Consider the following 15,925-nt stretch of genomic DNA (forward strand, 5'->3'; position numbering starts at 1 on the left):
TTACTTCAGCTGATTCATGCGCTCGATCACCTGGCGCGTGATGTCGTACTGAGGCTTGACATCGATCACGGCGCCACGCTCGAACACCAGGTCAAAACCACCTTTCTTGATGACTTCTTCCACGGCGCTGTCGAGCTTGGGCTTGAGCTGCTTGAGCATTTCACGGTCGGCAACGGCTTTCGCTTCGTTCAGTTCCTTGGACTGGAACTGGAAGTCACGGGCCTTCTGCTTGAATTCCAGCTCCAGGCGTTCACGCTCGCCCTGGGCCATTTTGTCGCCACCGGCGACCAGACGATCCTGGATACCCTTGGCGCTGCTTTCCAGGCCCTTGAGCTTGGTCAGTTGCGGCCCGAACTTCTTCTCGGCATCCACGGCGTATTTCTTGGCCGCGTCGGATTCCAGCAGGGCCATCTGATAGTTCAGCACGGCAATCTTCATGTCGGCGAACGCCGGGCCTGCGACCAGTACGGTCGCCAGGAGAACCAATTGAGTCAACTTACGCACGATGCACTCCTACAAAATCCATTGTCGTTGTCATGGGACAGACGCTTAGAACGTCTGGCCGAGGGAGAATTGGAACACTTGGGTTTCAGCGTCATCCGGTTTCTTGATCGGCATCGCCAACGCGAAGCTCAAAGGACCCAGCGCGGTCACCCAGGTCACGCCCAGACCGACGGAACTGGCCATGTTGCTCAGGCTGATGTCGTTGCACTTGGCGTTCGAGTTGGTGCCATTGGTGTTGGTCGTATTATCGCAGCTAGAGTCGAAAACGTTGCCCACGTCCCAGAATACCGAAGTACGCAGCGAGCGCTGGTCCTTGACGAACGGCATCGGGAACAGGACCTCGACACCCCCCTGGATCAATACGTTGCCACCGAACGGCAGCGGATCCTGGTCTGGGTCGGCCAATGTACCTGCGTTACCGGTGGCAGCCGCGCCACGGCTCGGCGTACTGCGCGGGCCAAGGGTGCTGTCCTTGAAGCCACGCACCGAGTTGAAACCACCGGCGTAGTAGTTCTCGTAGAACGGCAGGCCGTCGGTCGAACCGTAGCCATCGCCATAGCCCAGCTCGGTGTGCAGGCGCATGGTGTAGGTGTCCGTCAACGGCTGGAACAACTGGCCGCGGTAATCGAGCTTGAAGAACGACAGGTCGCTGCCAGGAATGGTGCTTTCCAGCACCAGGCTCTGGGAATGGCCACGGGTCGCCAGCACGCCCTTGTTCAAGGTCGACTCGGACCAGCCGGCAGACGCCTTGAAGTTCAGGTAGCTGTCGCCTTCCCGTTTAACGAAGTCGAAGATCTCGTCGACGGTGTAGCGACCGGTGTTGATCTTGTCCTGCTGGGCGGTGAGGCCGAAGGTCAGGCGCGACGTTTCACTGATCGGGTAGCCGATGTTGGCACCCACACCGTAGCTGTCCACCGCATAGCTGGAGATGTCCGAGTCGAGCTCGTCATAGTCGGTGGTGCGATAGAAGGCGTTATAGCCCAGGCTCACACCGTCGGCCGTCCAGTAGGGGTCCACGAAACCGAAGTTATAGCGGGTCTGGTATTCACTGCGGGTCAGGCCAATGCTGACCTTGTTACCGGTACCCAGGAAGTTGTTCTGGGTGATCGAGCCACCGAGGATCAGGCCGGCGCTCTGGGCGAAGCCGACGCTGGCGGTGATCGAGCCGGACGCCTGCTCTTCAACGCTGTAGTTCACGTCGACCTGGTCATCGACACCCGGTACGGCCGGTGTCTCGACGTTGACTTCCTTGAAGAAGCCCAGGCGCTCGAGGCGGGTCTTGGACTGGTCGATCAGGTAGGTCGAAGCCCAGCCACCTTCCATCTGGCGCATTTCACGGCGCAGCACTTCGTCCTCGGACTTGGTGTTGCCACGGAAGTTGATGCGGTTGACGTAGGCACGCTTGCCCGGATCCACGGCGAAGGTGATGTCGACGGTATGGTCGTCATCGTGGGGCTGCGGCACGCCGTTGACGTTGGCGAAGGTGTAGCCCTCGTTACCCAGGCGACGGGTGATCAGTTCGGAGGTGGTGGTCATCAGCTTGCGCGAGAACACCTGGCCCTTCTGCACCAGCAGCAGCGACTTGACCTGGTCTTCCGGCACCTTCAGGTCACCGCTGAGCTTGACGTCACGAACGGTGTATTTCTCGCCTTCGTTGACGTTGACGGTGATGTAGACGTGCTTCTTGTCCGGGGTGATGGACACCTGGGTCGAAGCGATGTCCATGTTGATGTAGCCACGGTCCAGGTAGTAGGAACGCAGGCGCTCCAGGTCACCGGAGAGTTTTTCACGGGCGTACTTGTCGTCGTTCTTGAAGAACGACAGCCAGTTGGTGGTCTTGAGTTCGAACAGGTCGATCAGGTCTTCATCCGGGAAAACCGTGTTGCCCACCACGTTGATGTGCTGGATGGCCGCCACGGTACCTTCGTTGATGTTGACCTTCAGGCCAACGCGGTTGCGCGGTTGCGGCACCACTTCGGTGTCGACGGTGGCCGAGTAGCGGCCCTGGGCGACGTACTGGCGTTGCAGTTCGTTACGCACGCCTTCGAGGGTGGCACGCTGGAAGATCTCGCCTTCGGCCAGGCCGGATTGCTTGAGGCCTTTCATGAGGTCTTCGGTGGAGATCGCCTTGTTGCCTTCGATCTCGATACTGGCAACCGACGGGCGCTCGACTACCGTGATGACCAGGACGTTGCCGTCACGGCCCAGTTGGATATCTTGAAAGAAGCCGGTCTTGAACAGCGCACGCGTGGATTCCACCAGGCGCCGATCATCCGCCTGCTCGCCGACGTTCAACGGCAAGGCACCAAAGACGCTACCCGCGGAGACCCGCTGGAGGCCGTTGACGCGAATATCAGAGATAGTGAAGGACTCGGCGTGAACTTCGGCGATCATCAATACGGTGAGAACCGCAGTTAGCAGCAGACGTTTCATGAAGTCCTTTCTTATTCCAACTGGCAATAAACAAACTGCCGCAAAATGCGGCAGATTCGCAATTCGGCGAAGCGTTACAAACGACCCAGATCGTTGACGAGGGCAAGCAGCATGACCCCGACCACCAAGCTGATACCGATCTGTATCCCCCAACCTTGCACCCGATCCGACAAGGGACGACCACGCGCCCACTCGATCAGATAAAACAGCAGATGCCCCCCATCCAGTACCGGAATGGGCAGCAAATTCAGAACCCCCAGGCTAATGCTCAGATAAGCAAGGAAATTCAGGAAATCAGCAACGCCCGACTGGGCAGAAGCGCCCGCCACTTTAGCAATGGTTATCGGTCCACTCAAGTTTTTTACCGAGAGCTCGCCGAACAACATTTTCTTCAGTGAGTCGAGGGTCAGGACACTCATGGTCCAGGTACGACGCGCACCCTCGCCAATGGCCGCCACCGGACCGAAACTGACTTCGCGGATCATTTCCGGCGGCCAGTCGACGGCCTTGACGCCCGCCCCCAGGTAACCGGTCTGCGCCTTGCTTTCGCCACGGGCACCCAAGGTGACCGGGACGTCGATTGGAGCACCGTCGCGCTCCACGCGCAGCACAATTTTGGTATCAGGACGTACACGAACCGAATCGACCACCTGTTGCCAGTCGCTGACCGACTGGCCGTCGAGGGCAAGCAAACGGTCGCCGGTCTTCAGGCCTGCGGCCTGGGCCGGGCCTTTCGGATCGAGTTCGGCAAGCACCGGCGGCAGCGCCGGACGCCATGGGCGGATGCCCAGGGACCGGATCGGGTCCGGCTCGTCGGCGCCCTTGAGCCAGTTGTCCAGCACCAGCTCACGGGGCGAGTCGACGGTGGAGCCCTGCTCGCGCACCCTCAACTGCAGCGAACCGCTTTCACCCAGCCGACGCACCAACTGCAAATTGACCGCCGCCCAGCCCGACGTCGGCTCACCGTCGATCGCAACGATTTCCTGGCCCGCACCAAGCCCGGCCCGGGCGGCAACGCTACCGGCCTCCACAGAACCGATGACCGGTCGCACCTGGTCGCTGCCAAGCATGGCCAACGCCCAGAAAAACACCATGGCCAGCAGGAAGTTGGCGATCGGCCCCGCCGCCACGATGGCGATACGTTGGCGAACACTCTTGCGATTGAAGGATTGGTCGAGCTGATCGGCGGGAACCTCGCCCTCGCGCTCGTCGAGCATCTTCACGTAGCCGCCCAGCGGGATCGCCGCCACGACGAACTCGGTGCCCTGCTTGTCGTGCCAGCGCAGCAAAGGCATGCCAAAGCCTACGGAAAAACGCAGCACCTTGACGCCACAGCGACGCGCGACCCAGAAATGACCGAATTCGTGAAAGGTGACCAACACCCCCAGTGCAACCAGGGTGCCGACAATCATATAGAGAGCGCTCATCTGTTTTCTCCGCAATCCTGCCCAGGGCAACCCTGGCTAACGTATCGCAGCGTCAACGCCCGTGGCGCTGCAGCCATTGCCCCGCCAACTCACGGGCCCTGGCATCCGCCGTAAATACCGCGTCGAGGTCATCGACCGAAACCACCGCCTCGAGATTCAAGACTTCCTCGATCATACTCGCGATCTCGGGGTAACGAACACGTCCATCGAGAAACGCGGCGACCGCCACTTCGTTGGCCGCGTTCAACATGGCCGGGGCACTGCCGCCCGCCTCGGCCGCTTGCCGCGCCAGGCGCAGGCAGGGGAAGCGCTGCTCATCCGGCGCCTGGAAATCCAGACGGGCGATGGCGAACAGGTCCAGCGGTGCAACGCCGGAGTCGATTCGCTCCGGCCAGGCCAGGGCATTGGCGATCGGGGTGCGCATGTCCGGGTTGCCCAACTGGGCCAACACCGAACCGTCTACATAGTCCACCAGCGAATGAATCACGCTCTGCGGATGAATCACCACTTCGACCTGGGCCGGCTTGGCGTCGAACAGCCAGCAGGCCTCGATCAACTCCAGCCCCTTGTTCATCATGCTCGCCGAATCCACGGAAATCTTGCGCCCCATGGACCAGTTCGGGTGGGCACAGGCCTGCTCGGGCGAAACATGCAGCAACTCTTCCAGCGGTGTCTGACGGAACGGCCCACCGGAGGCGGTCAGAAGAATCCGCCGGACTCCCACGGCTTCCAGACCGCGGGAAAAATCCCGCGGCATGCACTGAAAGATCGCATTGTGTTCGCTGTCGATGGGCAGCAGCACCGAGCCGCTTTGGCGCACGGCCTGCATGAACAGTGCGCCAGACATCACCAGCGCTTCTTTATTGGCCAGCAGGATCTTCTTGCCGGCCTCCACCGCCGCCAGCGTCGGACGCAAGCCGGCCGCCCCGACAATCGCCGCCATCACCGCGTCGACATCCGGATCGGACGCCACCTGGCACAGCCCGGCCTCCCCCACCAACACCTGCGTGGGCAAACCCGCTGCGCGCAGGTCATCCTGCAACGCCTGCGCCGCACCGACCTCAGGCACCACCGCAAACTTTGGCGCATGGCGAACGCACAGGGCCAACAGCTCGCTCAGGCGCGTGAAGCCGCTGAGAGCAAAGACCTGGTAGCGCTCCGGGTGCCGGCCGATAACATCAAGCGTACTGAGGCCGATCGAACCGGTCGCCCCCAGCACAGTGATTTGCTGGGGACGACTCACGATGCCGCCATCCACAGCAGCACGGCGAAGATCGGGATCGCGGCGGTCAGGCTGTCGATACGATCCAGCACCCCCCCGTGACCCGGCAACAGGTTGCTGCTGTCCTTGATCCCGGATTGACGCTTGAACATGCTTTCAGTCAGGTCACCAACCACGGACACAAAGACGATAAGGGCGGCACCAAACAGCCCCATCAGCAGTTGCGCCACGGTCCAGTCGCGGACGAAGCCGACCACGGTGGTGATCACCAGGCTCAAGGCCAGGCCACCATAGACCCCTTCCCAACTCTTGCCGGGGCTGACTTTTGGCGCGAGCTTGCGCTTGCCAAAGGCCCGACCGGAAAAATAGGCACCGACGTCGGCGCCCCAGACCAGCACCATCACGGCCATGATCTGCCAGTTGCCCAGTGCGCCCTGCTTGATCCAGATCAGGCCTTGCCAGGCCGGCAGGAGGATCAACAGGCCGATCACCAGCTTGGTCGCCGTGTTGGCCCAGTGATGGGTGGTGCGAGGGTAGGTCAACACCAGGAAGGTGGCTGTCGCCCACCACAACACCGATGCTCCCAACACCCAAGGCGCCAGCCCCGGCACCAGGTACATGATGAACAGCATGGCGGCCACGGCCACGGCGTAGGCTATGCGTGCCGACTGTGCGGGAAAACCGGCCAGCCGTGCCCATTCCCACGCCCCCAAGGTCACGACCAGCCCGATGAACAGGGCAAAGTTCGCCCCCTCGAGCAGGAAAAACCCGCACAAGGCGATAGGCAACAGGATCAGGGCAGTGATGATTCGTTGTTTAAGCATTAAACCCGGGCTCCAGCTTCGATCTGCTCGCTCGTTTTACCGAAGCGACGCTGACGGGAAGCGAAATCGGCCAGTGCGGTGCGCATGGCTTCGTGTTTGAAGTCCGGCCAGAACAGGTCGGAGAAGTACAGCTCGGCATAAGCCAACTGCCAGAGCAGGAAGTTGCTGATGCGGTGTTCGCCACCGGTACGGATACACAGGTCCGGCAAAGGCAGATCACCGGTCGCAAGGCAGGTCTGCAGCAGGTCCGGGGTGATGTCCTCCGGGCGCAGGTGGCCGGCCTGGACTTCCCGCGCCAGCCGCTGGGCAGCCTGGGCGATGTCCCACTGGCCACCGTAGTTGGCGGCGATCTGCAAGACAAACCGATCAGCCCCCGCCGTCGCGGCCTCGGCTTCGCGCATCGCGGCTTGCAGCTCCGGATGGAAGCGCGAGCGATCGCCAATGATGCGCAGGCTGATCTTGTTCTCGTTGAGGCGCTTGGCCTCGCGGCGCAGGGCCTTGAGGAACAGGTCCATCAAGGCGCTGACTTCATCGGCCGGGCGCTGCCAGTTCTCGCTGGAGAACGCGAACAGAGTCAGCACCTCGACCCCGGCCTCGGCACACACCTCGATGACCGCGCGAACCGCGTCGACCCCGGCCTTATGCCCGGCAACGCCAGGCATGAAGCGTTTCTTGGCCCAACGGTTATTGCCGTCCATGATGATCGCCACGTGGCGCGGCACCGCGAACGGCAAGGCCTGCTTGGTCTTTTCCATGAAAACGGGACCCTTATACGGCCATCAGGTCCGCTTCTTTTTGCTTGGTGGCCGCATCGATGTCAGCCTCGGCCTTATCGGTCAGCTTCTGGATATCGGCCGCTGCGCGACGCTCTTCGTCTTCGCTGATTTCCTTGTCCTTGACCAGCTTCTTCAGCTCGCCCAGGGCATCGCGACGGATGTTGCGCACGGCAACCCGAGCATCTTCGGCCGCGCTGCGCGCCTGCTTGGTGAAGCCCTTGCGGGTTTCTTCGGTCAGGGCAGGCATGGAAATCAGCAGCAACTCGCCCAGGTTGGTCGGGTTGAGGTTCAGGCCGGCGCTCTGGATCGCCTTGTCGACCGCCGCGAGCATGTTGCGCTCGAAGGCAACGACTTGCAGGGTCCGCGAATCCTTGACGGTGATGTTGGCAACGCTGCTGATCGGCGTGTCGGCGCCATAGTAAGGCACCATCACGCTGCCCAGGATGCTCGGGTGCGCCTTGCCGGTACGAATCTGGCCAAACGCGTGGCTCAGAGACTCCAGGGATTTTTGCATACGCGCTTGGGCGTCTTTCTTGATTTCGTTGATCATTGTTGGCCTTCCTCGATCAGAGTCCCTTCCGCGCCGCCGTGTACGATATTCAGCAGGGCGCCGGGCTTGTTCATGTTAAAGACGCGCAGCGGCATCTTGTGGTCGCGGCACAGACAGATGGCCGTCAGGTCCATGACCCCCAGCTTGCGATCCAGTACTTCATCGTAGGTCAGATGATCGAACTTCTCGGCATGCGGGTCCTTGAACGGGTCGGCGGTGTAGACACCATCGACCTTGGTTGCCTTGAGCACGACATCGGCATCGATCTCGATCGCTCGCAGGCAGGCAGCCGAATCCGTGGTGAAGAACGGATTACCGGTACCTGCGGCAAAAATCACCACTTCCTTGGAGTTGAGGTGGCGCATGGCTTTGCGGCGGTCGTAATGATCGGTCACGCCGACCATGGAAATGGCCGACATCACGATGGCCGAGATATTGGCACGCTCCAAGGCATCGCGCATAGCCAGGGCGTTCATCACAGTGGCCAGCATGCCCATGTGGTCGCCCGTGACCCGATCCATGCCGGCCGCGCTCAGCGCCGCACCACGGAACAGGTTGCCGCCGCCGATGACCAGGCCGACCTGGACGCCGATTCCAACCAGTTGGCCAACTTCCAGGGCCATGCGATCCAGTACCTTCGGATCGATCCCGAACTCTTCCGAGCCCATCAGGGCCTCGCCGCTAAGCTTGAGTAGAATGCGTTTATAGCGAGCCTGATAACCACTGCCCTGCTGAGCCATTGCGAATCTCTCCTGCGGCGTATTTACGAAAATTTGCAGATTGTTTGCAGCCTGCACTCACTCAGTGCGCTGAACGAAAAATGCCTGCGGGACTTTTCGTTCAAAGCCTGGCTTGACGCTGACACAGCGCCATCGGAACACGGCTTTGTAAGCCAGTTTCGACAGGAAACCAATAAAAATCGGCATCCTCATCCAAAAAGAGGCTGCGCGCGTGAGCGGGCAGCCTCTTCTGGGCGACAGTTGTAAAAACCTGTCTTATTGCTTGCTGGCAGCAGCTACCTGGGCAGCAACTTCTTCAGCGAAGTTGTCGACCGGCTTCTCGATACCTTCGCCAACCTTGAAGTAGGTGAAGGAAACGATTTCAGCACCGGCTTTCTTGGCCAGGTCGCCGACCTTGACTTCAGGGTTCTTGACGAACGCTTGCTCGACCAGGCTGGCTTCAGCCAGGAACTTGGAGATACGACCGGCCACCATCTTCTCGGCGATGTCGGCAGGCTTGCCCTTAAGTTTCTCTTCGTTCAGCTGCAGGAAAACGCCTTTTTCGCGCTCGATCGCTTCGGCCGAAACGTCCGAAGGCAGCAGGAACTCAGGGTTGGTCGCTGCAACGTGCATGGCGATGTCTTTCGCCAGCTCGGTGTCGCCGCCCTTGAGGACAACTGCTACGCCGATCTTGTTGCCGTGCAGGTAAGTGCCGACCACGTCACCTTCAACGCGAACCAGGCGACGGATGTTGACGTTTTCGCCGGTTTTGCCAACCAGGACCAGACGCGCTTGCTCCTGAGCTTCGATCAGCGGGGCTGCGTCGGTCAGTTTGTCAGCGAAGGCTTTCTCGACGCTGGCAGCAACGAATGCCTTGAAGTCATCCTGCAGGGCCAGGAAGTCGGTCTGGGAGTTGACTTCCAGCAGAACGGCGGCTTTACCGTCGTCCTTGATGGCGATGGCGCCTTCAGCGGCCACGTTGCCCGCTTTCTTGGCAGCCTTGATGGCGCCCGAAGCACGCATGTCATCAATGGCTTTCTCGATGTCGCCGCCAGCCTTGGTCAAGGCTTTCTTGCAGTCCATCATGCCTTCGCCGGTACGCTCGCGCAGTTCTTTGACCAACGCTGCAGTAATCTCTGCCATTTCAAAATCCTCTTGGATAGGTTTTCAACCATTCCACCCGATCGAACGGGCGATCAATTCTTCCTGGAAAACCATCGTTTATAGACCGCGGCAAGTTACAAACAGGTAGCTGCGCTGGCGACAAATGGTTTTCGAGGTGGCAAAAAGGGGGCCAAGCCCCCTTTTTGCTTACTGAGTCAACGCCAGGGCGTCAATTACTCAGCGGCTGCTGCCGGAGCTTCTTCAGCGAAGACTTCGGTGCCGCCATTCACGTTGTTGCGACCACGGATAACAGCGTCAGCCATCGAACCCATGTACAGCTGGATGGCGCGGATGGCGTCATCGTTGCCTGGGATGATGTAGTCAACGCCTTCCGGGCTGCTGTTGGTATCGACAACGCCGATGACCGGGATGCCCAGCTTGTTGGCTTCGGTGATCGCGATGCGCTCGTGGTCAACGTCGATCACGAACAGTGCGTCAGGCAGACCGCCCATGTCCTTGATACCGCCCAGGGAGCGGTCCAGCTTCTCAAGATCGCGGGAGCGCATCAGCGCTTCTTTCTTGGTCAGCTTGGCGAAAGTGCCGTCTTCGGACTGGACTTCAAGATCACGCAGACGCTTGATGGAAGCGCGGATGGTCTTGAAGTTGGTCAGCATGCCGCCCAACCAGCGGTGATCGACGTACGGCGAACCGCAACGTGCTGCTTCTTCAGCAACGATCTTGCCAGCGGAACGCTTGGTGCCGACGAACAGAATCTTGTTTTTGCCCTGGGCCAGGCGTTCTACGAAGGTCAGTGCCTCGTTGAACATTGGCAGGGTTTTTTCAAGGTTGATGATGTGGATCTTGTTGCGCGCGCCGAAAATGTACTTGCCCATTTTCGGGTTCCAGTAACGGGTCTGGTGACCGAAGTGCACACCGGCCTTCAGCATATCGCGCATGTTGACTTGGGACATGATAGTTCCTTGATAAGTCGGGTTTGGCCTCCACGTATCCCAATGACCAACCAGCGGCTCATGAGCCAAAGGCACCCAGGTCATCGTGTCGACACGTGTGTGGATTTAAGCTTACGGGGTCATCCCCGGAAAGCGGCGCATTTTATACCACAGCAAGGGCGAAAACGGAACACGGATTCTGCAGGTAGGCAAAACACCTCAAGCCGGGCACAAAACCGTGGCGAGGGAGCTTGCTCCCGCTGGGGCGCGTAGCGGCCCTCGCTTTATTGGGGCTGCTGTGCAGCCCAGCGGGAGCAAGCTCCCTCGCCACGGTTTATTTATGGCGCCTGACCGATCTGGTATTGCTGACAGGCGCGGATTGCCGGGATGGTCTGTTAGAATCGCCTCTTTAAGGGCTGCCCGGATCAATATCCGCCGCTCATTTCGTTTTGAACAGCGCCGTCGGGCGCAAAGAGAGCCTGTATGACCGTGACCATCAAGACGCCTGAGGACATCGCGAAAATGCGTGTCGCCGGCAAACTCGCCGCCGACGTGCTGGAAATGATCGCCGACTACGTCAAGCCGGGTGTGACCACCGAAGAGCTGGACCGCATCTGCCACGACTTCATCGTCAACGAGCAGAAGGCCATCCCGGCGCCGCTCAACTATAAAGGCTTCCCGAAGTCGATCTGTACCTCGATCAACCACGTGGTCTGCCATGGCATCCCCAACGAAAAGCCGTTGAAGGACGGCGACACCCTGAACATCGACGTCACCGTCATCAAGGACGGCTACCACGGCGACACCAGCCGCATGTTCCATGTCGGCAACGTGCCGGAGTGGGCCCAGCGCCTGTCGAAGGTCACCCAGGAATGCATGTACATGGCCATCGAACTGGTGAAGCCGGGCTGCCGCCTCGGGGACATCGGCGAAGTGATCCAGAAGCACGCGCAGAAGAACGGTTTTTCGGTGGTGCGCGAGTTCTGCGGCCACGGCATCGGCAAGGTGTTCCACGAAGAGCCGCAGATCTTGCACTACGGCCGCGCCGGTACCGGCATGGAGCTGCAGGCCGGAATGACCTTCACCATCGAGCCGATGATCAACCAGGGCCGCGCCGACACCAAGGTGCTGGGTGACGGCTGGACCGCCATCACCAAGGACCGCAAGCTGTCGGCCCAGTGGGAGCACACCTTGCTGGTGACCGAGACCGGTTACGAGATCTTCACCCTGCGCAGCGATGACACCATCGCCCGCGTTTCCGCCTGATCCGCAACTCGCCTATCGCTCCATAGATATAGAAAGGAAAGCCATTAATGCCGCAGGTGGATCCCGAACTCTTCGACCGCGGCCAGTTCCAGGCAGAACTGGCCCTGAAGGCAAGCCCCATCTCGGCATTCAAGAAGGCGATCCGCCAGGCCCACGAGGTGCTGGACCAGCGCTTTCGCAATGGCCGGGATATCCGCCGGCTGATCGAGGACCGCGCCTGGTTCGTCGACAACATCCTGCAAAAGGCCTGGGAGCAGTTCGACTGGAGCCAGGACGCCGACATCGCCCTGGTGGCCGTCGGCGGCTACGGGCGCGGCGAGCTGCACCCCTACTCCGACATCGATTTGCTGATCCTGCTGGACAACGCCGACCATGAGGTCTTTCGCGATTCCATCGAGCGTTTCCTGACACTGCTGTGGGACATCGGCCTGGAAGTCGGCCAGAGCGTGCGCTCGGTGCAGGAATGCGCCGACGAAGCCCGCGCCGACCTGACCGTCATCACCAACCTGATGGAAAGCCGCACCATTGCCGGCCCCGAGCACCTGCGCCAACGCATGCTCGACGTCACCAGCACCGCGCACATGTGGCCGAGCAAGGATTTCTTCCTCGCCAAGCACGCCGAGCAGAAAGCCCGTCACCACAAGTACAACGACACCGAGTACAACCTGGAGCCCAACGTCAAGGGCTCGCCCGGTGGGCTGCGGGACATCCAGACGATCCTCTGGGTCGCCCGCCGCCAGTACGGCACGCTGAACCTGCGTGCACTGGCCGGCGAAGGTTTCCTGGTGGAAAGCGAAAACGCCTTGCTGGCCTCCTCCCAGGAATTCCTGTGGAAGGTTCGCTATGCCCTGCACATGCTCGCCGGACGCGCCGAAGACCGCCTGTTGTTCGATCACCAGCGCTCCATCGCCGGGCTGCTGGGTTTCGAAGGGCAGGACGCCAAGCAATCCATCGAAAACTTCATGCAGCAGTACTATCGGGTGGTGATGAGCATCGCCCAGCTCAGCGAACTGATCATCCAGCACTTCGAGGAAGTCATCCTGGCCCCCGAGGACGAGGAAGCGCCGCTGCCGATCAACTCGCGCTTCCAACTGCACGACGGCTACATCGAGGCCCGCCACCCCAATGTGTTCCGCCGCACGCCGTTCGCCATGCTGGAAATCTTCGTGCTCATGGCCCAGCAGCCGGAAATCAAGGGCGTGCGCGCCGACACCATTCGCCTGCTGCGGGAAAACCGGCACCTGATCGATGACGATTTCCGTCATGACATCCGCAACACCAGCCTGTTCATCGAGCTGTTCAAATGCAAGATCGGCGTGCACCGCAACCTGCGGCGGATGAATCGCTACGGGATCCTCGGGCGCTACCTGCCGGAGTTCGGCTTCATCGTCGGGCAGATGCAGCATGACCTGTTCCACATCTATACGGTCGATGCCCACACACTGAACCTGATCAAGCACCTGCGTAAGCTGCAGTACACCCAGGTGTCCGAGAAATTCCCGCTGGCCAGCAAGCTCATGGGCAAGCTGCCCAAGCCCGAGCTGATCTACATGGCCGGGCTGTACCACGACATCGGCAAGGGGCGCCAGGGCGATCACTCCGAGGTCGGCGCGGTGGATGCCGAGGCGTTCTGCCAGCGTCATCAACTGCCGGTGTGGGACAGCCGGTTGATCGTCTGGCTGGTGCAGAACCACCTGGTGATGTCGACCACCGCCCAGCGCAAGGACTTGTCCGACCCGCAGGTGATCCACGACTTCGCCCAGATCGTCGGCGATGAAACCCGCCTGGATTACCTCTACGTGCTGACCGTGGCCGACATCAACGCCACCAACCCAAGCCTGTGGAACTCCTGGCGCGCCAGCCTGTTGCGCCAGCTGTACACCGAGACCAAGCGGGCCTTGCGCCGCGGCCTGGAAAACCCCGTGGACCGCGAAGAGCAGATCCGTCGCACACAAAGCGCCGCCCTGGACATCCTGGTGCGCGGCGGCACCGATCCGGACGACGTCGAACAGCTCTGGGCGCAACTGGGCGATGACTATTTCCTGCGCCACACCGCCGGCGACGTGGCCTGGCACAGCGATGCGATCCTGCAACAACCGGCCGATGGCGGGCCCCTGGTGCTGATCAAGGAAACCACCCAGCGCGAGTTCGAGGGCGGCACGCAGATCTTCATCTACGCGCCGGACCAGCACGACTTCTTCGCCGTGACCGTGGCCGCGATGGACCAGCTCAACCTGAACATCCACGACGCCCGGGTCATCACCTCCAGCAGCCAGTTCACCCTCGACACCTACATCGTGCTCGACACCGACGGCGACTCGATTGGCGACAACCCGGCGCGGATCAAGCAGATCCGCGAAGGCCTGACCGAAGCGCTGCGTAACCCGGCGGACTACCCGACCATCATCCAGCGCCGGGTGCCGCGCCAGCTCAAGCATTTCGCGTTTGCCCCGCAGGTGACGATCCACAACGACGCCCTGCGCCAGGTCACCGTGCTGGAACTCAGCGCCCCGGATCGTCCGGGCCTGCTGGCACGGGTCGGGCATATCTTCCTAGAGTTCGACCTGTCGCTGCAGAACGCCAAGATCGCCACCCTCGGCGAACGCGTGGAAGACGTGTTCTTCATCACCGACGCCCACAACCAGCCATTGTCCGACCCGCAGTTGTGCAGCCGCTTGCAGGAAGAGATGGTCCGGCACTTGAGCGTCAACCAGGAACCGGACATCAACCTGACGCGTATCAGTATCTGACCCACTCTATATCCCCTGTGGGAGCGGGCTTGCTCGCGAAAGCGGTGTGTCAGTCAACTGACCATCACCTGACACACCGCTTTCGCGAGCAAGCCCGCTCCCACAAGGCTAGCGCCCCACATTGAACGAGGCCCCCGATGAACAACGCCCTGAACCAGTTGCAGCCCTACCCGTTCGAGAAGCTTCGCGCCCTGCTCGGCAGCGTCACGCCCAACCCGGACAAGCGGCCGATTGCCCTGTCCATCGGCGAACCCAAGCACCGCTCGCCCAGCTTTGTCGCCGAGGCCCTGGCCAGCAACCTGGACCAGATGGCGGTTTATCCGACCACGCTCGGCATCCCGGCCTTGCGTGAAGCCATCACCGGCTGGTGCGAGCGACGCTTTGGTGTGCCGAACGGCTGGCTTGACCCGGCGCGCCACGTGCTGCCGGTCAACGGCACCCGCGAAGCCCTCTTCGCCTTCACCCAGACCGTGGTCAACCGCGGTGACGATGCGCTGGTCGTGAGCCCGAACCCCTTCTACCAGATCTATGAAGGCGCCGCGTTCCTGGCCGGTGCCAAGCCGCACTACCTGCCGTGCCTGGACGAAAACGGTTTCAACCCGGATTTCGACGCCGTCTCGGCGGACATCTGGAAACGCTGCCAGATCCTGTTCCTGTGCTCCCCCGGCAACCCGACCGGCGCACTGATCCCGGTGGATGTGCTGAAAAAACTCATCGCCCTGGCCGACGAACACGACTTCGTGATCGCCGCCGACGAGTGCTACAGCGAGCTGTATTTCGACGAGCAGACGCCGCCACCGGGCCTGCTCAGCGCCTGCGTTGAGCTGGGACGCAAGGATTTCAAGCGTTGCGTGGTGTTCCACAGCCTCTCCAAGCGCTCCAACCTGCCTGGCCTGCGCTCCGGTTTCGTGGCTGGCGACGCGGACATCCTCAAGGGCTTCTTGCTGTACCGCACCTACCACGGCTGCGCGATGCCGGTGCAGACCCAGCTGGCGAGCGTCGCCGCCTGGAACGATGAAGTGCACGTACGCGCCAACCGGGCACTGTACCGGGAGAAATTCGACGCCGTGCTGCAGATCCTCAGCCCGGTGCTGGACGTGCAACGCCCCGACGGCAGTTTCTACTTGTGGCCCAACGTGGCAGGCGATGACGCGGCGTTCTGCCGGGACCTGTTCGAGCAGGAACACGTGACCGTGGTGCCAGGCTCCTACCTCTCCCGCGACGTGGACGGCGTCAACCCGGGCGCCGGCCGCGTGCGCATGGCCCTGGTCGCCCCATTGGCCGAGTGCGTGGAAGCGGCCGAGCGGATCCGCGCGTTCATCCAGCGCCGGGGGTGATAGGCCGTTTCGGTTGAACACTGAACCTGTGGCGAGGGAGCTTGCTCCCGCTGGGGCGCCAAG

Annotated in this window: 13 protein-coding genes; 3 read left to right on the top strand and 10 right to left on the bottom strand. The window is 61.3% G+C overall.

The window, feature by feature from the left end:
• The 10 genes from V5F23_RS22315 to rpsB all read right to left on the bottom strand — a co-directional run bounded on the left by V5F23_RS22315 (position 1) and on the right by rpsB (position 10,530).
• Positions 1 to 504, bottom strand: a complete 504-nt coding sequence (locus V5F23_RS22315) for an OmpH family outer membrane protein (protein ID WP_003184901.1) — start codon at positions 502 to 504, stop codon at positions 1 to 3.
• Positions 505 to 549: 45 nt separating this feature from the next.
• The gene (gene bamA, locus V5F23_RS22320; protein WP_042728612.1) at positions 550 to 2,937 is read right to left on the bottom strand and encodes an outer membrane protein assembly factor BamA; all 2,388 of its coding nucleotides are present in this window, start codon (positions 2,935 to 2,937) and stop codon (positions 550 to 552) included.
• A gap of 74 nt (positions 2,938 to 3,011) precedes the next feature.
• Entirely contained in the window at positions 3,012 to 4,364 is a 1,353-nt protein-coding gene (rseP, locus tag V5F23_RS22325) for a sigma E protease regulator RseP (RefSeq protein ID WP_053145757.1), read from the bottom strand.
• Between the two features lie 52 nt (positions 4,365 to 4,416).
• Positions 4,417 to 5,607, bottom strand: a complete 1,191-nt coding sequence (ispC, locus tag V5F23_RS22330; RefSeq protein ID WP_123578482.1) for a 1-deoxy-D-xylulose-5-phosphate reductoisomerase — start codon at positions 5,605 to 5,607, stop codon at positions 4,417 to 4,419.
• Positions 5,604 to 6,410 (bottom strand): phosphatidate cytidylyltransferase, encoded by an 807-nt coding sequence (locus V5F23_RS22335; RefSeq protein WP_042732231.1) that lies wholly within the window; start codon positions 6,408 to 6,410, stop codon positions 5,604 to 5,606. Before V5F23_RS22335 ends, ispC begins: the two co-directional genes overlap by 4 nt.
• The gene (gene uppS / locus V5F23_RS22340) at positions 6,410 to 7,165 is read right to left on the bottom strand and encodes a polyprenyl diphosphate synthase (protein WP_047736688.1); all 756 of its coding nucleotides are present in this window, start codon (positions 7,163 to 7,165) and stop codon (positions 6,410 to 6,412) included. Before uppS ends, V5F23_RS22335 begins: the two co-directional genes overlap by 1 nt.
• Before the next feature lie 13 nt (positions 7,166 to 7,178).
• Entirely contained in the window at positions 7,179 to 7,736 is a 558-nt protein-coding gene (gene frr / locus V5F23_RS22345; protein WP_042732229.1) for a ribosome recycling factor, read from the bottom strand.
• Positions 7,733 to 8,476 (bottom strand): UMP kinase, encoded by a 744-nt coding sequence (gene pyrH, locus V5F23_RS22350; protein WP_003189161.1) that lies wholly within the window; start codon positions 8,474 to 8,476, stop codon positions 7,733 to 7,735. The genes frr and pyrH overlap by 4 nt, the downstream gene beginning before the upstream one ends.
• A gap of 255 nt (positions 8,477 to 8,731) precedes the next feature.
• Complete coding sequence (tsf, locus tag V5F23_RS22355) at positions 8,732 to 9,598, bottom strand: translation elongation factor Ts (protein WP_042732228.1); 867 nt, start codon at positions 9,596 to 9,598, stop codon at positions 8,732 to 8,734.
• Between the two features lie 194 nt (positions 9,599 to 9,792).
• Positions 9,793 to 10,530: a 30S ribosomal protein S2 gene (gene rpsB / locus V5F23_RS22360; protein ID WP_042732227.1), complete on the bottom strand. Its 738-nt coding sequence runs from the start codon at positions 10,528 to 10,530 to the stop codon at positions 9,793 to 9,795.
• Positions 10,531 to 10,992: 462 nt separating this feature from the next.
• Here rpsB and map point away from each other — a divergent pair, with 462 nt between their 5' ends.
• The 3 genes from map (at position 10,993) to dapC (ending at position 15,862) form a co-directional block, all read left to right on the top strand.
• A complete protein-coding gene (map, locus tag V5F23_RS22365; RefSeq protein WP_042732549.1) occupies positions 10,993 to 11,775 on the top strand; it encodes a type I methionyl aminopeptidase in 783 nt (260 codons plus the stop codon).
• Positions 11,776 to 11,822: 47 nt separating this feature from the next.
• Entirely contained in the window at positions 11,823 to 14,525 is a 2,703-nt protein-coding gene (locus V5F23_RS22370) for a [protein-PII] uridylyltransferase (protein ID WP_042732548.1), read from the top strand.
• Positions 14,526 to 14,662: 137 nt separating this feature from the next.
• A complete protein-coding gene (gene dapC / locus V5F23_RS22375) occupies positions 14,663 to 15,862 on the top strand; it encodes a succinyldiaminopimelate transaminase (RefSeq protein ID WP_042732547.1) in 1,200 nt (399 codons plus the stop codon).
• Positions 15,863 to 15,925: the final 63 nt, after the last annotated feature.

This window comes from Pseudomonas sp. WP18, from assembly GCF_036689585.1.
Taxonomy (GTDB): Bacteria; Pseudomonadota; Gammaproteobacteria; order Pseudomonadales; family Pseudomonadaceae; genus Aquipseudomonas; species Aquipseudomonas chlororaphis_E.

Excerpts from the sequence above, each read along its gene's own strand:
- rseP (WP_053145757.1), bottom strand. The coding sequence starts at position 4,364 with ATGAGCGCTCTCTATATGATTGTCGGCACCCTGGTTGCACTGGGGGTG.
- V5F23_RS22335 (WP_042732231.1), bottom strand. The coding sequence starts at position 6,410 with ATGCTTAAACAACGAATCATCACTGCCCTGATCCTGTTGCCTATCGCC.
- map (WP_042732549.1), top strand. The coding sequence starts at position 10,993 with ATGACCGTGACCATCAAGACGCCTGAGGACATCGCGAAAATGCGTGTC.
- bamA (WP_042728612.1), bottom strand. The coding sequence starts at position 2,937 with ATGAAACGTCTGCTGCTAACTGCGGTTCTCACCGTATTGATGATCGCC.
- pyrH (WP_003189161.1), bottom strand. The coding sequence starts at position 8,476 with ATGGCTCAGCAGGGCAGTGGTTATCAGGCTCGCTATAAACGCATTCTA.
- rpsB (WP_042732227.1), bottom strand. The coding sequence starts at position 10,530 with ATGTCCCAAGTCAACATGCGCGATATGCTGAAGGCCGGTGTGCACTTC.
- uppS (WP_047736688.1), bottom strand. The coding sequence starts at position 7,165 with ATGGAAAAGACCAAGCAGGCCTTGCCGTTCGCGGTGCCGCGCCACGTG.
- tsf (WP_042732228.1), bottom strand. The coding sequence starts at position 9,598 with ATGGCAGAGATTACTGCAGCGTTGGTCAAAGAACTGCGCGAGCGTACC.
- V5F23_RS22370 (WP_042732548.1), top strand. The coding sequence starts at position 11,823 with ATGCCGCAGGTGGATCCCGAACTCTTCGACCGCGGCCAGTTCCAGGCA.
- frr (WP_042732229.1), bottom strand. The coding sequence starts at position 7,736 with ATGATCAACGAAATCAAGAAAGACGCCCAAGCGCGTATGCAAAAATCC.
- dapC (WP_042732547.1), top strand. The coding sequence starts at position 14,663 with ATGAACAACGCCCTGAACCAGTTGCAGCCCTACCCGTTCGAGAAGCTT.